Origin of the sequence: Lichenicoccus sp. (assembly GCF_965276875.1) — a bacterium.
GTDB lineage: Bacteria > Pseudomonadota > Alphaproteobacteria > Acetobacterales > Acetobacteraceae > Lichenicoccus.
Map to the genome: position 1 here is coordinate 1,542,285 of NZ_OZ255701.1, position 17,308 is coordinate 1,559,592.

General features: G+C 64.0%; 15 protein-coding genes. 9 read left to right on the plus strand and 6 right to left on the minus strand.

Annotated elements, in window-relative coordinates:
- The first annotated feature begins 52 nt into the window (after nt 1-52).
- The 3 genes from ACQY4K_RS07520 to ACQY4K_RS07530 all read left to right on the plus strand — a co-directional run bounded on the left by ACQY4K_RS07520 (nt 53) and on the right by ACQY4K_RS07530 (nt 3,671).
- A complete protein-coding gene (locus ACQY4K_RS07520; RefSeq protein WP_428394826.1) occupies nt 53-268 on the plus strand; it encodes a zinc-finger domain-containing protein in 216 nt (71 codons plus the stop codon).
- Nucleotides 258-3,002 carry a DNA polymerase I gene (gene polA / locus ACQY4K_RS07525; RefSeq protein ID WP_428396019.1) on the plus strand — a complete coding sequence of 915 codons (2,745 nt, stop codon included), beginning with the start codon at nt 258-260 and terminating at the stop codon, nt 3,000-3,002. The genes ACQY4K_RS07520 and polA overlap by 11 nt, the downstream gene beginning before the upstream one ends.
- Nucleotides 3,003-3,266: 264 nt before the next feature.
- Entirely contained in the window at nt 3,267-3,671 is a 405-nt protein-coding gene (locus ACQY4K_RS07530) for a hypothetical protein (RefSeq protein ID WP_428394828.1), read from the plus strand.
- A gap of 82 nt (nt 3,672-3,753) precedes the next feature.
- Here ACQY4K_RS07530 and ACQY4K_RS07535 read toward each other — a convergent pair whose 3' ends face one another.
- Together ACQY4K_RS07535 and ACQY4K_RS07540 are read right to left on the minus strand one after the other, a co-directional pair.
- Nucleotides 3,754-4,347 carry a hypothetical protein gene (locus tag ACQY4K_RS07535; RefSeq protein ID WP_428394829.1) on the minus strand — a complete coding sequence of 198 codons (594 nt, stop codon included), beginning with the start codon at nt 4,345-4,347 and terminating at the stop codon, nt 3,754-3,756.
- Between the two features lie 142 nt (nt 4,348-4,489).
- Nucleotides 4,490-5,587: an NAD(P)-dependent alcohol dehydrogenase gene (locus ACQY4K_RS07540; RefSeq protein ID WP_428394831.1), complete on the minus strand. Its 1,098-nt coding sequence runs from the start codon at nt 5,585-5,587 to the stop codon at nt 4,490-4,492.
- On the opposite strand from ACQY4K_RS07540, the gene ACQY4K_RS07545 reads away from it, so the two are divergent.
- Nucleotides 5,573-6,169 (plus strand): TetR/AcrR family transcriptional regulator, encoded by a 597-nt coding sequence (locus tag ACQY4K_RS07545; RefSeq protein ID WP_428394833.1) that lies wholly within the window; start codon nt 5,573-5,575, stop codon nt 6,167-6,169. The genes ACQY4K_RS07540 and ACQY4K_RS07545 overlap by 15 nt on opposite strands.
- Here the strand turns inward: ACQY4K_RS07545 and ACQY4K_RS07550 are convergent.
- Genes ACQY4K_RS07550 through ACQY4K_RS07560 form a run of 3 tightly spaced genes read right to left on the minus strand, consistent with a single transcriptional unit; the run spans nt 6,166 to nt 9,199 of the window.
- Entirely contained in the window at nt 6,166-7,689 is a 1,524-nt protein-coding gene (locus tag ACQY4K_RS07550; protein WP_428394835.1) for a DHA2 family efflux MFS transporter permease subunit, read from the minus strand. The two genes, ACQY4K_RS07545 and ACQY4K_RS07550, sit on opposite strands and share 4 nt — an antisense overlap.
- A complete protein-coding gene (locus ACQY4K_RS07555; RefSeq protein ID WP_428394837.1) occupies nt 7,686-8,786 on the minus strand; it encodes an HlyD family secretion protein in 1,101 nt (366 codons plus the stop codon). The genes ACQY4K_RS07550 and ACQY4K_RS07555 overlap by 4 nt, the downstream gene beginning before the upstream one ends.
- Complete coding sequence (locus tag ACQY4K_RS07560; RefSeq protein ID WP_428394839.1) at nt 8,786-9,199, minus strand: MarR family winged helix-turn-helix transcriptional regulator; 414 nt, start codon at nt 9,197-9,199, stop codon at nt 8,786-8,788. Before ACQY4K_RS07560 ends, ACQY4K_RS07555 begins: the two co-directional genes overlap by 1 nt.
- Nucleotides 9,200-9,337: 138 nt before the next feature.
- Here ACQY4K_RS07560 and ACQY4K_RS07565 point away from each other — a divergent pair, with 138 nt between their 5' ends.
- The 5 genes from ACQY4K_RS07565 to ACQY4K_RS07585 are packed head-to-tail and all read left to right on the plus strand — an operon-like array spanning nt 9,338 to nt 14,888.
- Nucleotides 9,338-11,002, plus strand: a complete 1,665-nt coding sequence (locus ACQY4K_RS07565; RefSeq protein WP_428394841.1) for an ABC transporter substrate-binding protein — start codon at nt 9,338-9,340, stop codon at nt 11,000-11,002.
- Nucleotides 10,999-11,988, plus strand: a complete 990-nt coding sequence (locus ACQY4K_RS07570) for an ABC transporter permease (protein ID WP_428394843.1) — start codon at nt 10,999-11,001, stop codon at nt 11,986-11,988. Before ACQY4K_RS07565 ends, ACQY4K_RS07570 begins: the two co-directional genes overlap by 4 nt.
- Nucleotides 11,985-12,959, plus strand: a complete 975-nt coding sequence (locus tag ACQY4K_RS07575) for an ABC transporter permease (RefSeq protein ID WP_428394845.1) — start codon at nt 11,985-11,987, stop codon at nt 12,957-12,959. The genes ACQY4K_RS07570 and ACQY4K_RS07575 overlap by 4 nt, the downstream gene beginning before the upstream one ends.
- Nucleotides 12,949-13,914, plus strand: a complete 966-nt coding sequence (locus ACQY4K_RS07580; RefSeq protein WP_428394846.1) for an ABC transporter ATP-binding protein — start codon at nt 12,949-12,951, stop codon at nt 13,912-13,914. Before ACQY4K_RS07575 ends, ACQY4K_RS07580 begins: the two co-directional genes overlap by 11 nt.
- Nucleotides 13,896-14,888 (plus strand): ABC transporter ATP-binding protein, encoded by a 993-nt coding sequence (locus ACQY4K_RS07585; RefSeq protein WP_428394848.1) that lies wholly within the window; start codon nt 13,896-13,898, stop codon nt 14,886-14,888. Before ACQY4K_RS07580 ends, ACQY4K_RS07585 begins: the two co-directional genes overlap by 19 nt.
- On the opposite strand, the gene ACQY4K_RS07590 is transcribed toward ACQY4K_RS07585, so the two are convergent.
- A complete protein-coding gene (locus ACQY4K_RS07590) occupies nt 14,861-17,269 on the minus strand; it encodes a TonB-dependent receptor (RefSeq protein WP_428394850.1) in 2,409 nt (802 codons plus the stop codon). The genes ACQY4K_RS07585 and ACQY4K_RS07590 overlap by 28 nt on opposite strands.
- Nucleotides 17,270-17,308: the final 39 nt, after the last annotated feature.

A 17,308-nucleotide genomic window follows, 5' to 3' on the forward strand; every position in this document is an offset into this window, starting at 1 on the left:
TGCACCCGGCCTGCGTATCATCCCGCCTCCTTGCACTCATCCGGACCCCAGCATGGCCTTCGGCGCGTCCACTCCTACTCCGCAACTTGGCGAAGTCGAGACACTGGTGGTGACCAGCCGCGTGGTCGCCTGTGATGGCGATGGCGGCGCGCTCGGCCATCCGCGTGTCTGGCTGCGGATCGTCGAGAAGCAGACCTTCTGCCCATATTGCTCGCGTCTCTACGTGCTCGACCCTCTGGCCCAAGAGAGCAGCGACTCTGGACACTGAGAACTCAACCACCCTGCGCGACGCCCATCTGGTCCTGATCGACGGCTCAGGGTTCATCTTCCGCGCCTTCCATGCCTTGCCGCCGATGACCAGGGCGGACGGCGTTCCGGTCAACGCCGTATTCGGCTTCACCAACATGATTGCCCGCTTCCTGCGCGATCATGTCGGCACCCACCTGGCAGTGATCTTCGATGCCGGCAGACAGACGTTCCGCAACGACCTCTACGCCGACTACAAGGCACACCGGCCGGAGCCGCCCGAGGAACTGGTGCCGCAATTCGCCCTGGTGCGCGAGGCAACGGCGGCGTTTGGCATCCCGTCCATCGAGCTCGAAGGCTGGGAGGCGGACGACCTGATCGCCGCCTACGCGCGCGCCATCGACGAAGCCGGCGGCCGCTGCACCATCGTCTCGTCCGACAAGGACCTGATGCAGTTGATCCGACCGAATGTCGGCATGCTCGATCCGATCAAGCAAAAGCCGATTGGGGCTACCGAGGTGCGCGAGAAGTTTGGCGTGGCACCCGACAAGGTCGTCGAGGTGCAGGCGCTGATGGGCGATCCCGTCGACAACGTGCCCGGCGTGCCCGGCATCGGCCCGAAGAACGCGAGCAGCCTCGTCGCCGAGTTCGGGGACCTCGAGGCGATCCTCGCCGCCGCCCCGGCAATGAAGCCCTCGAAGCGGCGCGACGCCCTGATCGCGCATGCCGAGGCGGCTCGGCTGTCGCGCCGGCTTGTGATCCTGCGCGACGACGCGCCGCTGCCGCTGCCGATCGCGCAGCTCGTCATGGCCGAGCCCGATCCGCCGCGTCTCGCCGCCTGGCTAAGCGCGATGGGCTTTCGCTCGATCCAGCAGCGCCTTGGCCTTGACGCCCCAACACCCGCGGAGCCGCCGCCCGCTCCGACCCAGGGCACGGCGTTCGGCAGCTACGAGACCGTCACCACTCTCGACGCACTAAGCGGCTGGATCGACGCGGCACGCAGCGCCGGCACCTGCGCGCTGGACACCGAGACCGACGGGCTCGATCCAATGCGCGCGGCCTTGGTCGGCTTCTCGCTCGCGACCGCGCCCGGCCGCGCCTGCTACGTGCCGCTACGCCATGAAGGCGACCTGGAAAACCCGGTGAGCGCCCAGCTCGACACCGCTGCCGCACTGGCCGTCCTCGCCCCACTCCTCACCGACCCCGGCACGCTGAAGATCTTCCACAACGCCAAGTTCGACCTGCTGGTGCTCGAACGTGCCGGCGCCCCACGCGCCAGCCCGGTCGACGACACCATGCTGATCTCCTACGCCATGGAGGCCGGCAGCCACGGCCACGGCATGGACGAACTGGCCGCGCGTCATCTCGGCCACACGCCGACCACCTACGACCAGGTGACCGGCACCGGGCGCAACCGCATCAGCTTCGCGCGTGTGCCGCTCGCACGCGCCACCGACTACGCCGCCGAGGATGCCGACGTCACCCTGCGGCTATGGCAGACGCTGCGCCCGTTGCTCGCGCCAAACCGCGCACTGGCCCTCTACGAACAGCTCGAACGGCCGCTCGTCCGCGTGCTGGCCGACATGGAGCAGACCGGGATCGCCGTGGACGCGACCGAGCTGCGCCGTCTGTCCGCCGATTTCGCAGCCCGCATGGCGACGATGGAAACCGAGATCCACGCCCTCGCCAACCGCCCCTTCAATCTCGGCAGCGCCAAGCAGCTCGGCGAAATCCTGTTCGATGAGATGGCCCTGCCCGGCGGCAAACGCATGAAGACCGGCGCCTGGGGCACGGACTCGTCGGTGCTGCAGTCGCTCGCCGAACAAGGCCACACGCTGCCGGCGCGGATCCTCGACTGGCGCCAGCTCGCAAAGCTGAAATCAACCTACGCCGACGCCCTCGTCGACGAAATCAACCCCATAAGCCACCGCGTCCACACCTCGTTCCAGATGGCGATCACCACCACCGGACGGCTCTCCTCGAACGAGCCCAACCTGCAGAACATCCCGATCCGTACCGAGGAGGGCGGCCGCATACGCCGCGCCTTCATCGCCGCCCCCGGCCATGTTCTGGTCTCCGCCGATTACTCGCAGATCGAGCTGCGCCTGCTGGCCCATGTCGCCGACATCCCAGCCCTGCGCGACGCCTTCGCCACCGGCCAGGACATCCACGCCCGCACCGCGAGCGAAGTGTTCGGCGTGCCGATCGACGGCATGGATCCGCTCACCCGAAGACGCGCCAAGGCGATCAATTTCGGCATCATCTACGGCATCAGCGCCTTCGGCCTGGGCCGGCAACTCGGCATTCCACCCGGTGAGGCGCGCGCCTATATCGACGCCTATTTCGCCCGCTACCCCGGTATCCGCGCCTACATGGACAGCACCCGCGAGGAGGCCCGCACGCACGGCTTCGTGCTAACCCCTTTCGGCCGGCGCTGCTGGGTGCCGGGCATCGCCGACAAGAACCCGGGCCGCCGCGGCTACGCCGAACGCCAGGCCAGCAACGCCCCGCTGCAAGGCGGTGCCGCCGACATTATCAAGCGTGCCATGGTGCGCATGCCCGCCGCACTGCGCGAGGCGCGTCTGAGTGCGCGCATGCTGCTGCAGGTCCACGACGAATTGCTGTTTGAGGCGCCCGACGCCGAAGCCGAGCCGCTCTGCGCCTTACTCCGACAGGTCATGGAAGGGGCCGCAAGCCTTACCGTTCCGCTCGTCGTTGAAACCGGAATTGGCACGAACTGGGCCAACGCGCACTGATCAAGACGTTCTGGCATTCCACTGGTGTGCGATCGCTGTTCTTTCCCGTGGGCAACTGGGTTGAGCCACCCTCCGGCACCTACGGCGCCGATACGCCAGCCTCCAAGCGACGCATCCTGAGCCTTATCAGGTCTCGGGTTTCCGGAGACGCTGGCTGTTCCGACGGTCGCACCGGCAAGCCACGAGGACCTTACCCGGGTCCACACACAGGCCTACCTGGACGAGTTCAAGCGCGTAAGCGACTCCGGCGGCGGCGACCTCGGCATGCTCGCGCCGCTCGCCCAAGCCGGATACGCGTTCGAGCGACTGGTCGTGCCGGCTGTGCGAGACTTCAAGCCGGACCTCATCATCGTCGGCAGCGGCCTGGATGCCAACATCATCGACCCACTCTCGCGCCTGCTTTTGCATAGCGACAGCTACCGTGAATTGGCGACCATGATGATGACGCTCGCGGGCGAAGTCTGCGGCGGCCGATTGGCGATGATCCAAGAGGCTTACGTGCCATTCTGCGGGCTCGCCATCATGGAGACCCTGGCGGCCCATAGAACCAAAGTCGCCGATCCGGCACTCGAGATTTTTCAAGGCTGGCAGCCGAGCGAGCGGTTCGATGCGTATGCGCGAGGCGTCATCGACGATTACGCCTCCAGCTTGGCCCATTCAGCCGTTTAGAAGAAAACTAAGCGGCGATCGTCGCGTAATCGGCTGTCTGTGTTTATTGAGGGGATGACGAAGCCATCCAGCAAAATTATTGCTACCTACATAGACTTTGTATCCGACCTCCATGATCTGAGTTGTCTTTGTAGCCGTTCAGTAACAGGCGCTTTAGGCTGGCCATCCCCGCTTCCGAAATATCCGCTATTCTCCATCCCCTGCCGACAGGAACAAGAGTAAATCTAACCGTTTCCCTCTTCGATAGATTGCGGAAAGTTGCTTTTAAATATCGAAATTCATAAGAACCATTTGTTTGCTCGATACGTAACCTGGAAAAATTGCCAAAGTCCTGGCAGTTACATATGGGATCCCAATCGACATAACCCGCATCTCCAAGCACTTGCTGATTATCCAGCTTAAGCAGATAAGTCAGACAACCATCAAACTTCTCTGAGAGATCCCGCCCGATTTGATAGGCATGATCCCCATAGATATACGGTGCATAGAGCTCGTTGATGAAGACCTTCGGATCAGGATTACTGAAACTGTATCCTACTAGTGCCGTGCCACTCAGGATGACAGCTGCAGCGACGAAAAAAGGAACCATGGCCGATCGATCGAGAACCGCTTGTCCGAGGCCAGCATAAAGCCGGACACGCAGAACGCCAACACGTTTTTGCAACGGATCGGTCAATCCATCACCGGCGGATGACGCCCGCTAGAGCACTGCGGCGGTCGGCTGGCGATGCTTCCGTGCCATTCTGCGGGCTTGCAATCATGGAGACCCTGGCCGCCCATACAACCCAAGTTGCGTTGACCCGCCCGTCAAACGCGCTTCATATAACACGGAGCACCTGCTTGCCGCATCGACCTCCGGCTTCCATGGCGCGGTGAGCGTCGGCAACATTGGACAGAAAATGGACCTGGTCGACGATCGGCTTGACCGATCCGTCCTTGACGTAGTTGGCGAGATCGGTCAGCAACCCGGTGTTGGGCTTGTCGCTGAAAAAGCGCACGCGGCGTTCGCCATGAACCCGTGACCAGGCGAAGTAAGCCATCGATGTGAGCGGGTGCTTGAGGTCGGGCACAATGGCGATCATCCGGCCAGTCAGCGTGAGCCGCCGTCGCCAGGCTCTCGGATTGCTGCCGACCGTATCCAGGATGACGTCGAACGCGTCAAGACTGGCAGGTTCGGTGATCGCATAATCAAGTGCCACGTCGGCGCCCATCTCGCGGACGAAGCCGAGATTGGCGGCACTCGCCAAACCCGTCACATGGGCGCCGAGCGCATGTCCAAGCTGGATGGCGATACTGCCAACGCCGCCGCTTGCGCCGCGCACCAGCAGACGCTGGCCGGGCTTGAGTTTGCCCATGTCGCGCAAAGCCGTAATCACTGTCGAACCGACGACTGGAAGGGCCGCGGCTTCGACAAAGCCAAGGCCGACCGGAGAATGCGCGAGCTGCACCGGCTGCACACAAATCAGCTCCGCGGCACTCCCAAGCTGATGCAAGGGAAGAACTCCCCAGACGCGATCACCCGATTTGAACGCAGAGCCTGCCAGGGTGTCCACAACTTCGCCTGCGAAATCGAGACCCGTTCGCTTGGGAAATTTCCGTCCAGTGAAAATCTTCAGCGCGCCGGAGCGGGCGCCGACGTCATAACCGTTTACGCTGGCAGCGTGTACACGAACGAGAACCTCTCCTGCCTTTGGTGACGGAGCATCGACGTGAGCCTCTCGAAGCACCTCGGGTCCGCCATAGCGGTCGTAAAGTGCTGCTCGGATTTTTGCCAAGGCAACTTCCTCCCCTCGCCAAGCGCGATAAAAATGTGGTGGACCATCACCCTCATGGTCCGTTAAGTTATGGCCTATAACATGACATCCAGTTGGCCTGTCAACCACAAAGTCGGGAGCTATGACATGGCTGAAGAGCATCTGGCCAAGAAGGACCGCCCGCGTTACCATCACGGCGACCTGCGTCGCGCATTGCTTCGGGTCGCTCGCGCGGAGATCAGCCGTCACGGCGCCCAGACTGTCTCTCTGACGTCACTGGCGCGGCTCGCCGGCGTGAGCCAGCCGGCGCCGTATCGCCATTTCCCCGATCGTGCGTCCCTGCTTGAAGCCGTTGCGGCGGAAGCCTTCGACGAACTGGCGGACACACTGACCGACGCCATTACGCATCATGAGCCACGCGCGGCTTTGGCGAGCATCGCGCGTGCCTACCTGGCATTCGGAGACGCCAATATCGAAATTTATCGGCTGATGTTCGCCTCCCGGCTGACGCCGGAGGCCCAGACCGGCAGCGATCTCGACGCCGCCTCCACCAAGGCCTTCGAGTTGCTGCGAACAGCGGTCACTACGATTGCGCCGGCGAACGCGGACGACGACGCCTACCTGCTATGGGCCCAGATGCACGGCCTGGTGATGCTGAAGGCTGACGGGTTCATCACGCGCCCCCTAGACAGTTTCACGGAGATGCTGTTTCGGTTTCGTGATGCGTCACTGACGTCGTGCTAATCCATCACCGCCGCATGACCGGTGGTCGCGATAGCCGGCGGCTTGCGGATCAGGAACACCAAAGGTGCCGCGATCATCGCCACGATCATCATCAACTTGAAATCGTCGATGTAGGCGATCGTGGTCGCCTGGCGCGTCACCACCGCATTGAGCGCCGCGGCACCTTGACGTTGCACCGGGTCCCAGAGCCGCCCTGGTGCACCGCTGCGCAGCGCCTGGTTGAAGGGTGTGACCAGGGCTGCGATCGAGGCGTGGTTGACCTGGGTGTTTCGGATCAGCAGCGCGCCGGTCACGGAAATGCCGATCGAGCTGCCGAGATTGCGCATCAGGCTGTAGATGCTCGTGCCCTGGGTGCGCAATTCGAGCGGCAAGGTCGCGAACGTCACCGTGGAGAGTGCCACAAAGACGAAGCCGACGCTCGCACCCTGCAGGAAACCACTCACCACGATGGCCCTCTCGGACACGTCCGGGGTGAAGCCGGCCATAAGGTAAAGCGCGTAGATCGTCACCGCGAAGCCGAATAGCGTCAGCATCCGCGCGCTGATCCGTCCCATCAGGCGCCCGCAAATGAACATTGCCAGCATCGTGCCCGCCCCGCGTGGCGCCAGCACGAGGCCGGCGGTGAGCACCGGATAGTTCATCAGGTTCTGTAGATACGGCGTGAGCAGCGCCAGCGTCGCATACAGGATCAGGCCGACCAGGAAGATGAAGATGTTGCCGACGACGAAGTTCACGTCGCGCAACAGGCGCGGCGAGATGAACGGCCGTTCGGCCAGCAGAAAATGCACGATGAAGCCATAGAGCCCGATGCCGGCCACGCAGGCCTCGATGATGATCTCAGGTGCGGAGAACCAGTCCAGCTGCTCGCCGCGATCGAGCATGGTCTGCAACGCGCCGATGCCCAATCCGAGCATGGCAAAGCCGGTCCAGTCGAAACGCGAACGAACGCGGTTGGTCTCCGGCAGGAAGCCGAGCAGACCGACTGTCGTGGCGATGCCGACGGGCACGTTGATGTAGAATACCCAGCGCCAGCTGTAATTCTGCGTCAGCCACCCTCCGAGCGTTGGCCCCAGGATCGGTCCGACCATGACACCGATGCCCCAGAGCGCCATCGCCGAACCACGCTGCTCGACCGGGTAGATATCGAACATCACCGCCTGCGACAGCGGCACCAGGGATGCGCCAAACATCCCCTGCAGCAGCCGGAACAGCACGATCTGTTCGATCGACTGCGACACACCGCAAAGCACCGAGGCGACGGTGAAGCCGAGCACGGCAACCACGAACAGCCGGGTGCGGCCGAAGCGGGCGCTCAGCCAGCCGGTCGGCGCGGTCATGATCGCGGCCGCCACGATGTAGCTGGTCAGCACCCAGTTGATCTGGTCCTGGCTGGCGGCGAGCGAGCCCTGCATGTAGGGCAGCGCGACATTGGCGATGGTGCTGTCGAGCGACTGCATCAGCGTTGCCAGCATCGCGCACAGTGTCAGCACGCCACGGTTGGGCGTGCGCACCACGCTCACGGGATCAGGTCGGACAGATGCCGGACATGGCCGGTGTCGATATCGAGCTCGACGCTCATTCCGGCGCGCAAATCCCCCGCGCTCCCGCGATGCGCGACGCTGACCCGCAAGGGGATGCGCTGCACCACCTTGACCCAGTTGCCAGACGTGTTCTGCGCCGGCAGCACCGAGAACTCCGAGCCGCTGGCCGGGGCGACGCTCTGCACCGTGCCGTGCCAAACCTGCCCCGGATAGGTGTCGACATGGACATCAACGGCATCACCCGGCCGCACCCAGGTCAATTCCGTCTCCTTTGGATTGCCCTCGGCCCAGACCTGCTTGGTCGAGACCAGAGCGAAGGCTGGTGTCGCGGCGGCGAGATACATACCCGGCTGCACGCTATCCACCTGGGTGACAATGCCGTCGAAAGGTGCGCGAACCACGGTATGCTCGAGTTCGCGCTCGGCCTCGTCCACCCGTGCCTGCGCCTGGGCGTAGGCTGGCGTCTGGGTCGCATCGATATCGGCGTTGCCGCCGAGCTTGGCGAGCTGCAAATCGCCCTGCGACTGGAGCGCGTTCACCGATTGCTGGTCGGCCGCGAGCTTGAAGCGGGCATCATCGGTTTCCGCGCGTGTCGCCGCCCCGGTGCCGACCAGGCCGGCAAATCGCTTGAAGTCCTCCTGGTCGGACCGCACCAGCGCCTCGCGCGCCTGCACCTCGTGCTGCTGGCGCTGATAGTCACGCTTCATCGCGGCCACATCCAGCACAACCTGGCCGCGCGCCGCCTTGGCACCGTCGAGCGCGATCCTGAATGGCCGTTGGTTTAACCGAAACAGTACCTCGCCTCGATGCACGCGCTGGCCCTCATGCACCGCGACCACGGACACGATGCCGGAGACGTCAGTACTTACCGAAAGCCTCGCCGCCTGAACTGTGGCATCGTCGATCGAGACGATTCGACCGCTCTCCAGCCACCAGGCCGCGGCCGCGACAAGCAGGACCACGACCCCGCCCAGGATCAGCAACGGCCGCAGCACACGACTACGCCAGCGCGCGCCACTGCGCGTGCCGGCATTATCCTTGCCCACGCGCGCGTCGATGCCGGTTGCCTGCGACATCACGCACTCGCCTGCAATTCGCCGGCGAGCGGCCGTCGGCAGACACCGATATTGGTCTTCATGCGCAAAAGCACCTCGGAGACGTTCTGCAGCTCCGAGTCGGCGATATTTTCGGTCAGCAGCTTGCCAATTGCTTCGCGCTGCACGTCCATCGCCGCCAGCACCGGCGTGGCCTCAGGGCGCAGATGCAACCGCCAGATGCGCCGGTCGCTCGGATCGGACCGCCGCTCGACCAGACCGCGCGACTCCAGCCGGTCGACGAGCCTGCCGACGGAAATCGGCTCCACCTCGAGAATTTCGGCTAATGCACGCTGCGTAAGACCCGGCGCACGCTTTACCCGGCTCAGGATCATCCATTGCGCGCGGGTCATGCCGTGCAGGCGTGCGCGCTTATCCGCCTCGGTGCGGATCAACCGGGCCAAGTCGTTGAGCAGGATCAGCAGATCGCCGGCTGTCGTTTTCACAGCATATCTATGATAAGCACCGTTACGATTGTCAAGCGGCGGTCATGCACGGTTGGCGGCCCGCTTCAAGCATGGCAGCCTGTCCTGATGCGCATAGCCTGCCTCGCCGCTCTCTTATGCCTCTGCGCCGCGGCACCGATAGCGGCCCCCTATCAGCCCGCGCATCGCGGCGGCACCTTGCGGCTCACCGCCGATGGCGGCGCCGGCACGCTCGACCCGCAGATCAACTATCTCACCGAGGGCGCGCAGGTCCTCGCGGTTACCAACGATACGCTGACCAACTTCGCCAAGGTCAACGGCCCTGGCAGCAGCACCCTGGTCGCCGACCTTGCCGAGTCGTTGCCGACGCCCACCGACGGCGGCCGCACCTACGTATTTCACCTGCGTCGGGGGATCCGCTTTTCCACCGGCCAGCCGGTGCGGCCGAGCGATGTACTCGCGACCATGCGCCGGATTTTCGAGGTCGGCAGCCCGACCGCCGGCAGCTTCTTTGGCGGGATCGTCGGCGCCAGCCTCTGCCTCAGGCATCCGCGCCACTGCACCCTGGCCGGCGGCGTCGAAGCCGATGACGCGGCGGGCACCGTCACTTTCCACTTGACCCAGCCGGACGGCGAGTTCTTCGACAAGCTGGCGATGCCGCATGCCTCGGTGCTTCCGGCAGACACCCCACTGCACGACCTCGGCAACACGCCCGCCGCCGCCACCGGCCCCTACATGATCGTCTCGTACGATCCCAATCGCGGCATGCGGCTGGAACGCAACCCGTATTTCCATGTCTGGAACCCACTGGCGCAGCCGCAGGGTTACGTCGATACGATCCAATATGATTTCGGCCTCTCCGACGAGGCTCAGGTCACCGCCGTTGAGAATGGCCATTATGACTGGATGTTCGACAACAAGCCGCTCGACCGTCTCGGCGAGCTCGGCGGCAACTACACCAGTCAGGTGCATATCGAGCCGGTGTTCGCGCTCTACTACGTGCCGATGAACGTAAACCTGCCGCCGTTCGACCATCTCAAGGCGCGCCAGGCGGTCAACTACGCGGTCAACCGTACCGCCATGGCAATCTTCTATGGCGGCACTGCGATTGCAACGCCGCTATGCGAGATGGTGCCGACCGGAATCCCCGGACGCCTCAATGCCTGCTTCTATACGAAGGGTGCGAACATCGCCCATCCCGCACTGCTTTGGCAAAAGCCCGATCTCGCGCGCGCACGCGCCCTGGTCGAACAGAGCGGTACCAAGGGAATGAAGGTCACGCTGATCGTCTCGGACCGCGCCGTCGACCGCGCGATGGGCATCTATCTGCTCAACATGCTTCGCCGGATCGGCTACGACGCCAGCGTCAAATTCATCACCAATTCGATTCAGTTCACCTACGTCCAGAATACCAACAACAAGGTGCAGATCAGCCTGTCCGACTGGTATTGCGACTATCCGGCGGCCTCGAATTTCCTCGACGATCTGTTCGGCTGCGAGAACTTCCATCCGGGATCAGACTCGTCCGTCAATATTTCCGGCTTTTGCGACCGCGCTGTCCAGGAAACAATGCAGCGTGCCGTGCGCGTCTCGGCGTCCGATGCCGCCGCCGGCCAGGCGCTCTGGTCGCAGGTCAGCCGCGAGATCATGCAGGCCTCGCCCGCGGCACCGCTGATCCAGATGAAATATGTTGTTTTTGTCTCCAAGCGGCTTGGCCACTTCACCTACACGCTGCTCTACCACACGCTATTCTCGCAGGTCTGGGTACGATGACGCCGCGCAACGGACCCTGGATCACGGCGCTCCGCGCCTTCGCGCGCGACCGCGGCGCGATTTCGGCAAGTGCGGGACTAATGCTGATCGTGTTCGCCTGCCTTGCGGCCCCCCTCTACGCACATCGCATCGCCCACACCGATCCCTTCGATTCCGACGTCGCCGCAACCTTCACCATGCACGGTCACGACGTCGCGGTGATGCAGCCCGACGACAATCCGCTGCATCTCGGCCTGTCGCCGGTGGGACCCACTTGGCGCGCCGCCTATCTGCTCGGCGCCGACAGCCAGGGCCGCGACGTCGCCGCCCGGCTGCTCTATGGCGGCCGCAACTCGCTGCTGATCAGCGCCGCCGCCACCGTGCTGTGCGTTATCATGGCGACGATCGTCGGCATCGTCTCCGGCTTTTTCGGCGGCATTGTCGATGCCACTTTGTCGCGGCTGATGGACATCATGTGGGCGGTGCCGGTCTATCTGTTCGCGATCTCGCTCTCCATCGTCACCATCAGCCAGGGCCTGCGCTTGGGTCCGATCACGATAGAATCCAACAATCTGCTGCTGCCGATCGGAATCATTGCCCTGGTCTATGTGCCCTATGCGGCGCGCCCGATCCGCGGTCAGGTGCTTTCACTGCGTAACAGCGAATTTGTTCTCGCCGCCACCGGCCTCGGCGCCGGACGCGCGCGCATCCTGCTGCGCGACATTCTGCCGAACGTCTCCGGCACCATCATCGTGCTGGCACCGCTGCTGATGGCGCTGGCAATGCTGGCAGAATCGGCACTCTCGTTCCTGTCGATCGGCGTGCAGGCGCCGGCGGCAAGCTGGGGCACCATCATCCAGGACGGCACCGGCCTGATCTATACACGACCGATGGTCGCCTTCGCCCCGGGGCTTGCCATCGTGCTGACCGTGCTGGCCCTGAACATCATCGGAGACGGCCTGCGCGACGCGCTCGACGTGCGCGACACCAGCCGCAGGCGCGCATGACCTTCGCCATTCTCCGCCGCCTCGGCCAGACCGTGTTCGTGCTGCTGGGCATCAGCGTGCTGGTGTTCCTGATCTTCTTCGCAACTCCCGGCGCCGATCCCACCGCGCGGATCGCCGGGCGCAATGCCTCGCCCGAAACCTTGGCACTGGTCCGGCACGAATACGGCTTCGACCATCCGCTGCCGGTGCAGTACATGCGCATGATGGAGAAGCTGTTCGTCACCCGCGACCTCACCTCGTTCGTCGATCACGGCGAAAAGGTTGTGCCCGAGGTGTTCCACGCCGCCCCGGTGACGCTGTCGCTGGTCGGTGGTGCCGCCGTCGTCTGGGTGCTGGCCTCCATCGCGATGGGCACCCTGGCCACAGCAACACGCGGCACTTTGCTCGATCGCGGCCTGATGATCGCAGGATTGATCGGCATCTCGATGCCGGTGTTCTGGCTCGGCGAGGTGGTCAACCTGTTCACCCAAAGCCGGCTGCACGACACCTGGCTGTTCTCCTGGGTGCCGGGCCTCGGCTATGTGCCGCTGACGCAACACCCGCTCGGCTGGTTTCGCGCTTTGGTAATCCCGTGGTGCACCCTCGCCGTGCTGTTCATCGGCATCTATGGCCGTGTGCTGCGTGCCGACCTTGTCGCCTCCTACAGCGAGGATTTCATGCGCACTGCCCAGGCCAAAGGGCTGTCCGCGAGCCGGGTGCTGTTCCGCCACGGCCTGCGCACCTCGATGATCACCTTCGTCTCGCTGTTCGGCCTGGATTTCGCGCAGCTCGTCGGCGGCGGTGCGCTGCTCACCGAAGTGGTGTTCGGGCTGCAGGGAGTGGGTCGGCTGACCTATCAGGCCTTGGCCAATCTCGATTTGCCGCTGATCATGGCGACCGTCATGTATTCCGCCTGCTTTGTCGTGCTGGCCAACGCGGTCGTCGATATCGTCTACGTGTTTCTCGATCCGCGTGTGCGCGATGGAAGATAGCCTGCTCGCCATCGAGAACCTCAGCGTCGCACTGCCGAGTACCCGCGGCCGCTTCGTGCGTATCATCGAGAACCTCTCGCTCAGGGTCGCACCCCGCGAAATCCTCGGCATCGTTGGCGAATCCGGATCCGGCAAGAGCATGACCGCGCTCGCCATCATGGGTCTGATCGACGCACCCGGCGCCCGCGTCACCGGCTCGGTGCGCTACAAGGGCCGCGAATTGCTGGGCCTGCGACCGCGCGAACTCCGCCACCTACGCGGGCGCGAGATCGCGATGATCTTCCAGGACCCGATGGCCGCCCTCACCCCGGTGCTCACCATCGGTTGGCAGATCGACGAGCAAATCCGCGCGCATGAGTCGCTGACCCGCACCGGCGCCCGCGCGCGTACCCTCGACCTGCTCGACGCGATGGGTGTTGCCGACCCGAAGCGCACCGCCGAGCGCTATCCGCACCAGCTCTCCGGCGGTCTACGACAGCGCGCAATGATCGCAATGGCGCTGTCGTGCAATCCGTCCTTGCTGATCGCCGACGAACCCACCACTGCACTGGACGTCACCGTCCAGGCGCAGATTCTCGAACTGCTGCGGAGCCTGACACGCGATTTCGGCTCCGCGATCCTGCTGATCACCCACGACATGGGCGTGGTCGCCGAGACCTGCGACCGTGTCCTCGTGCTCTATAGCGGCAACCTCGCCGAGCGCGGACCGACCGAAGCCCTCTTCGCCCGTCCCGGCCATCCCTACACCGCGGCCCTGCTCGCCTCGATCCCGCCTCTGCGCGGCGACCGCCTCGCGAGATTGCCGCAGATCGCGGGCCAGCCGCCCAATCCCGCCGAACGCCCAGAAGGCTGTCCGTTCCAGCCGCGATGCGCCCATGCCTACGCCGCCTGTGAGGCGCGCCCAGCACTCGTCACCCGCGGAGACCAGGACATCGCATGCGTGCTGGCGACGTAAACCATCCGCTGATCGAGACGCGCCATCTTGTCAAGCACTACCGGATCGGACGCGGCGTGACCCTGCGCGCGCTGGACGACGTGTCGCTCACGGTCATGCCTGGCCAGACGCTCGGCCTGGTCGGCGAGTCTGGTTGCGGCAAATCAACCCTCGGCCGTTGCCTGCTCCAACTCACCACCATCACCGGCGGACAAATCCTGTTCGACGGCCGCGACATCAGCGGGCTTTCCGAACGCGCGTTGCGCCCCTATCGCCCCCAGATGCAGATGGTGTTCCAGGATTCCGCGGCCTCGCTGAACCCGCGCCGGCGAATCGCCGACCTGCTGGCCGAACCTTTGCGCATCCATCGCGCACCCAACATCGCAGCCCGACTCCACGAACTCCTCGACCTCACCGGCCTGCCGCGCCAGGCGCTCGACCGCTACCCGCACGAGTTCTCCGGCGGCCAGCGCCAGCGCATCAACATCGCCCGCGCGCTTGCCCTCTCGCCGCGCCTGATCGTCGCTGACGAGCCGGTCTCAGCACTTGACGTGTCGATCCAGGCGCAGATCGTCAACCTGTTCGCCGACCTTCGTGAACGTCTCGGGCTCGCCTACGTCTTCATCGCCCACGATCTCAGCGTCGTGCGCCAGATCGCCGACCGGGTCGCGGTGATGTATCTCGGCGCCATTGTCGAGCGCGGCACCACCGACGACGTGCTGCACCGCCCGGCGCACCCCTACACGGCAGCCCTGATCTCGGCGATCCCTCGGCCGGTGGTGGGCAGCCGGGCGGGCCGTACCATCCTGATCGGCGACGTGCCGAGCCCGATCGCCCCGCCCCCTGGCTGCCGCTTCCACACCCGCTGCCCGCAGGCGCAAGCCCGCTGCCGCACCGACATCCCTGTGTTGCGCCCGGTCGACATCCAACACGATGTGGCCTGCCACTTTCCGCTGGTAGACGACGCTCAGAACTTCACGCCGACGCTTCCATAGATCGCGCGTCCCGGCGCCGGCAGGCCGAGGACGGCGCCGGCGCCGACCGTTTGCGGATTGGTCGAGCCGCCGGCGCCGTAGAGGCCGCCCGCCGAGATATACTCGAACGAATTGTAGCGCTCGTCGGTCAGGTTATCGACCTCGAGAGTCAGGCTTACGGTCTTCGTACCCAGCCCCTTTGGAGGCGCGAAATCCACTTCGGTGGAAAGGTTGACCACGCCGTAGGACGGGTACTTCTGGTCACTCGTGATGTTGTTGCTGTTGTCATAGAGGTGCTGGGCGCCGGTATATTGATACGAGACGCGTGGCAGGATCGTGGCAATGCCAGCATCATAGCGGTAATATAGGCCGATATTGAAATTTTCATCCGGCGTGTTCGCGACCGGGACATGATGAAACGTCCCGGATCCGTTGGTAAAATTCTTGAAGTTCGCACTCACGGTACCGAGATTGAGAAAGGTATAGATGTTCTGCAGCGGCTGTGCCTCGGCGAAGAAGTTCACTCCGGAATAGACCGAGGATCCGAACGCCAGCAGCGAGCCGCCGCTGGCCAGCGCCGTCGGGATGGTCTCGTTGCTGAAGTCCAGGTGATAGTAGCTGACATCGGCGAAGATGTCCCGCACCGGCCCAAGCCGGCCGAAGCGAAGCTTGATCCCTGCCTGGTATTCCGTCCCCTGTTCGAGTTGTACTGCACTGGCCGGCAGCGCCACGTACGGGCCGGTGCCGCCGCCATTCTCAGGCTGGCGATACGCCCGCGACCAGCTCGCATAAAGGGCAAGCGGCTTCAAGACCTGCCAGTTGCCGCCGACCGAAGGCTCGAAGCGCGAGACCGTCTTGTTCGAATTCGGGAACTGGCTCAGTTCACCACCCGGGTTGTAGAGCACCGCCAGCGGAAATTCGCTGCCTTCGTCATGATGGAACGAGGTTGCATAGTTGATGAAACGCACACCCGGTGTGATGTCCAGGCTTGGGATCGGCCGGATCGTATCCTGCAGGAACACCGCAGAATCCAGCGTGTAGAAAATGTCGCTATCGTAATTGGCGTTCGGCGCCGCGGCCGAACCTCTCAGGCCGTCGGGAACCGGGACCGGCGAGTTTACGAACCCCAGGTCGGGATTATAGAGTTGTTCGCGCGAGTGGTAGCGGCTGGTTTGCACGAAACCGCCGAGGAAGGCGTCGTTGTATGGCACGCGGAACTCGAACGCGGCCTTGTCGCCGACCACGTAGCTGCTGGGCTGGTTGACCTCGTAGAGCGACTCGCTTCCCGGGACATAGTCGTGCAGCGGCGTCCAATGCAGGCGCTGCTCGTGATCGCCATAGATCAGATTGTGCAGCGTGATGGCATCCGTCAAATGGAGGTTCAGCTTCGTATAGAACAGCTGGATCGCATTCGTATCATATTTGTAGTCCACGTTGCGCGGCAGCGTAGTGTAGAGGCCGGTCGTCTGCTCGGAAAAGACCTGGCCTGGCTGATTATAGCCGTTAATGTTGACACCGGAGATCGGGCTAAGCGGCGTCGCCAACGGCCGGTAGGCTCCGCTGCGTGCCACATAGGCGCCGAATGACAGGTCGCCGCTATTGAAGGTCCTGACGGTCTTGCCGTAGAAGGCATAATTGTCGCTATTGTTGCTGAACCCGTCCGGGGCATGCAAAAAACTGTCGGCATGGTTGACGCCGCCGGCCACGACCGTGCGCCAACCGCCGAGATCGCCCGTTTGCAGGTTGAAGCTGAGGTTGCCGGTGTTGAAGCTGCCATAGGTGCCGACGATCTCGCCACCGGCCTTTGCACTCGGCTGGATCGGCTGGAACTCGATGCCGCCGCCGATATTGGTGTACCAGCGATCCATCGGTTGGCCGGGCCCATAGGTGACGTCGATGGTCTGCAACAGCGAGGATTGCGGGATCAGCGTCGCCTGCCACAGCCCGTTTCCCGGATTGACCATCGGCACCCCGTCGAAGGTGATGCCGAGGCTGCCGTTGTCCGGATTGCCGCCCGAGAAGCCCGCCCAACCTGCCTTGATGCCGTTGATGCTGATGCTCGACTTGCTGCTGCCGGTGGCACCATAGGTGGTCGTGCTGACACCGGGAACGATGGCCAGGGCCTTGGCGACGCCACCCACGATGCTCGTCGCCCGAATCTGGTCCTGGTCGAGCACCTTCACGGTCTGCGTGGATTTAAAGTCCTTGTTGTGACGCTGCCTGCGCGCGGTGACCAGAACGGTCTCCGTCGAACCCGTGGCCTTGGCTGGGGCGGGGGCCGCGGCCGACTGGGCCGCGGCACGACGAGCGCCTGAAATGGAGGCAACCGACGCACAGCTCGATAACAATATGCATCGGAGCAGCCGACCGCGCGCAGTAGATCGCGAGAACATCCCGTCCATCCGCAATATTTGGTGCTGAATGACCCTGTCATACCGAGG

Bases quoted from the DNA above. Each gene is read 5' to 3' on its own strand.
- ACQY4K_RS07520 (WP_428394826.1), top strand. From the start codon at position 53: ATGGCCTTCGGCGCGTCCACTCCTACTCCGCAACTTGGCGAAGTCGAG.
- ACQY4K_RS07530 (WP_428394828.1), top strand. From the start codon at position 3,267: ATGCTCGCGCCGCTCGCCCAAGCCGGATACGCGTTCGAGCGACTGGTC.
- ACQY4K_RS07545 (WP_428394833.1), top strand. From the start codon at position 5,573: ATGGCTGAAGAGCATCTGGCCAAGAAGGACCGCCCGCGTTACCATCAC.
- ACQY4K_RS07540 (WP_428394831.1), bottom strand. From the start codon at position 5,587: ATGCTCTTCAGCCATGTCATAGCTCCCGACTTTGTGGTTGACAGGCCA.
- ACQY4K_RS07555 (WP_428394837.1), bottom strand. From the start codon at position 8,786: ATGTCGCAGGCAACCGGCATCGACGCGCGCGTGGGCAAGGATAATGCC.
- ACQY4K_RS07565 (WP_428394841.1), top strand. From the start codon at position 9,338: ATGCGCATAGCCTGCCTCGCCGCTCTCTTATGCCTCTGCGCCGCGGCA.
- ACQY4K_RS07570 (WP_428394843.1), top strand. From the start codon at position 10,999: ATGACGCCGCGCAACGGACCCTGGATCACGGCGCTCCGCGCCTTCGCG.
- ACQY4K_RS07575 (WP_428394845.1), top strand. From the start codon at position 11,985: ATGACCTTCGCCATTCTCCGCCGCCTCGGCCAGACCGTGTTCGTGCTG.
- ACQY4K_RS07580 (WP_428394846.1), top strand. From the start codon at position 12,949: ATGGAAGATAGCCTGCTCGCCATCGAGAACCTCAGCGTCGCACTGCCG.
- ACQY4K_RS07585 (WP_428394848.1), top strand. From the start codon at position 13,896: ATGCGTGCTGGCGACGTAAACCATCCGCTGATCGAGACGCGCCATCTT.
- ACQY4K_RS07590 (WP_428394850.1), bottom strand. From the start codon at position 17,269: ATGGACGGGATGTTCTCGCGATCTACTGCGCGCGGTCGGCTGCTCCGA.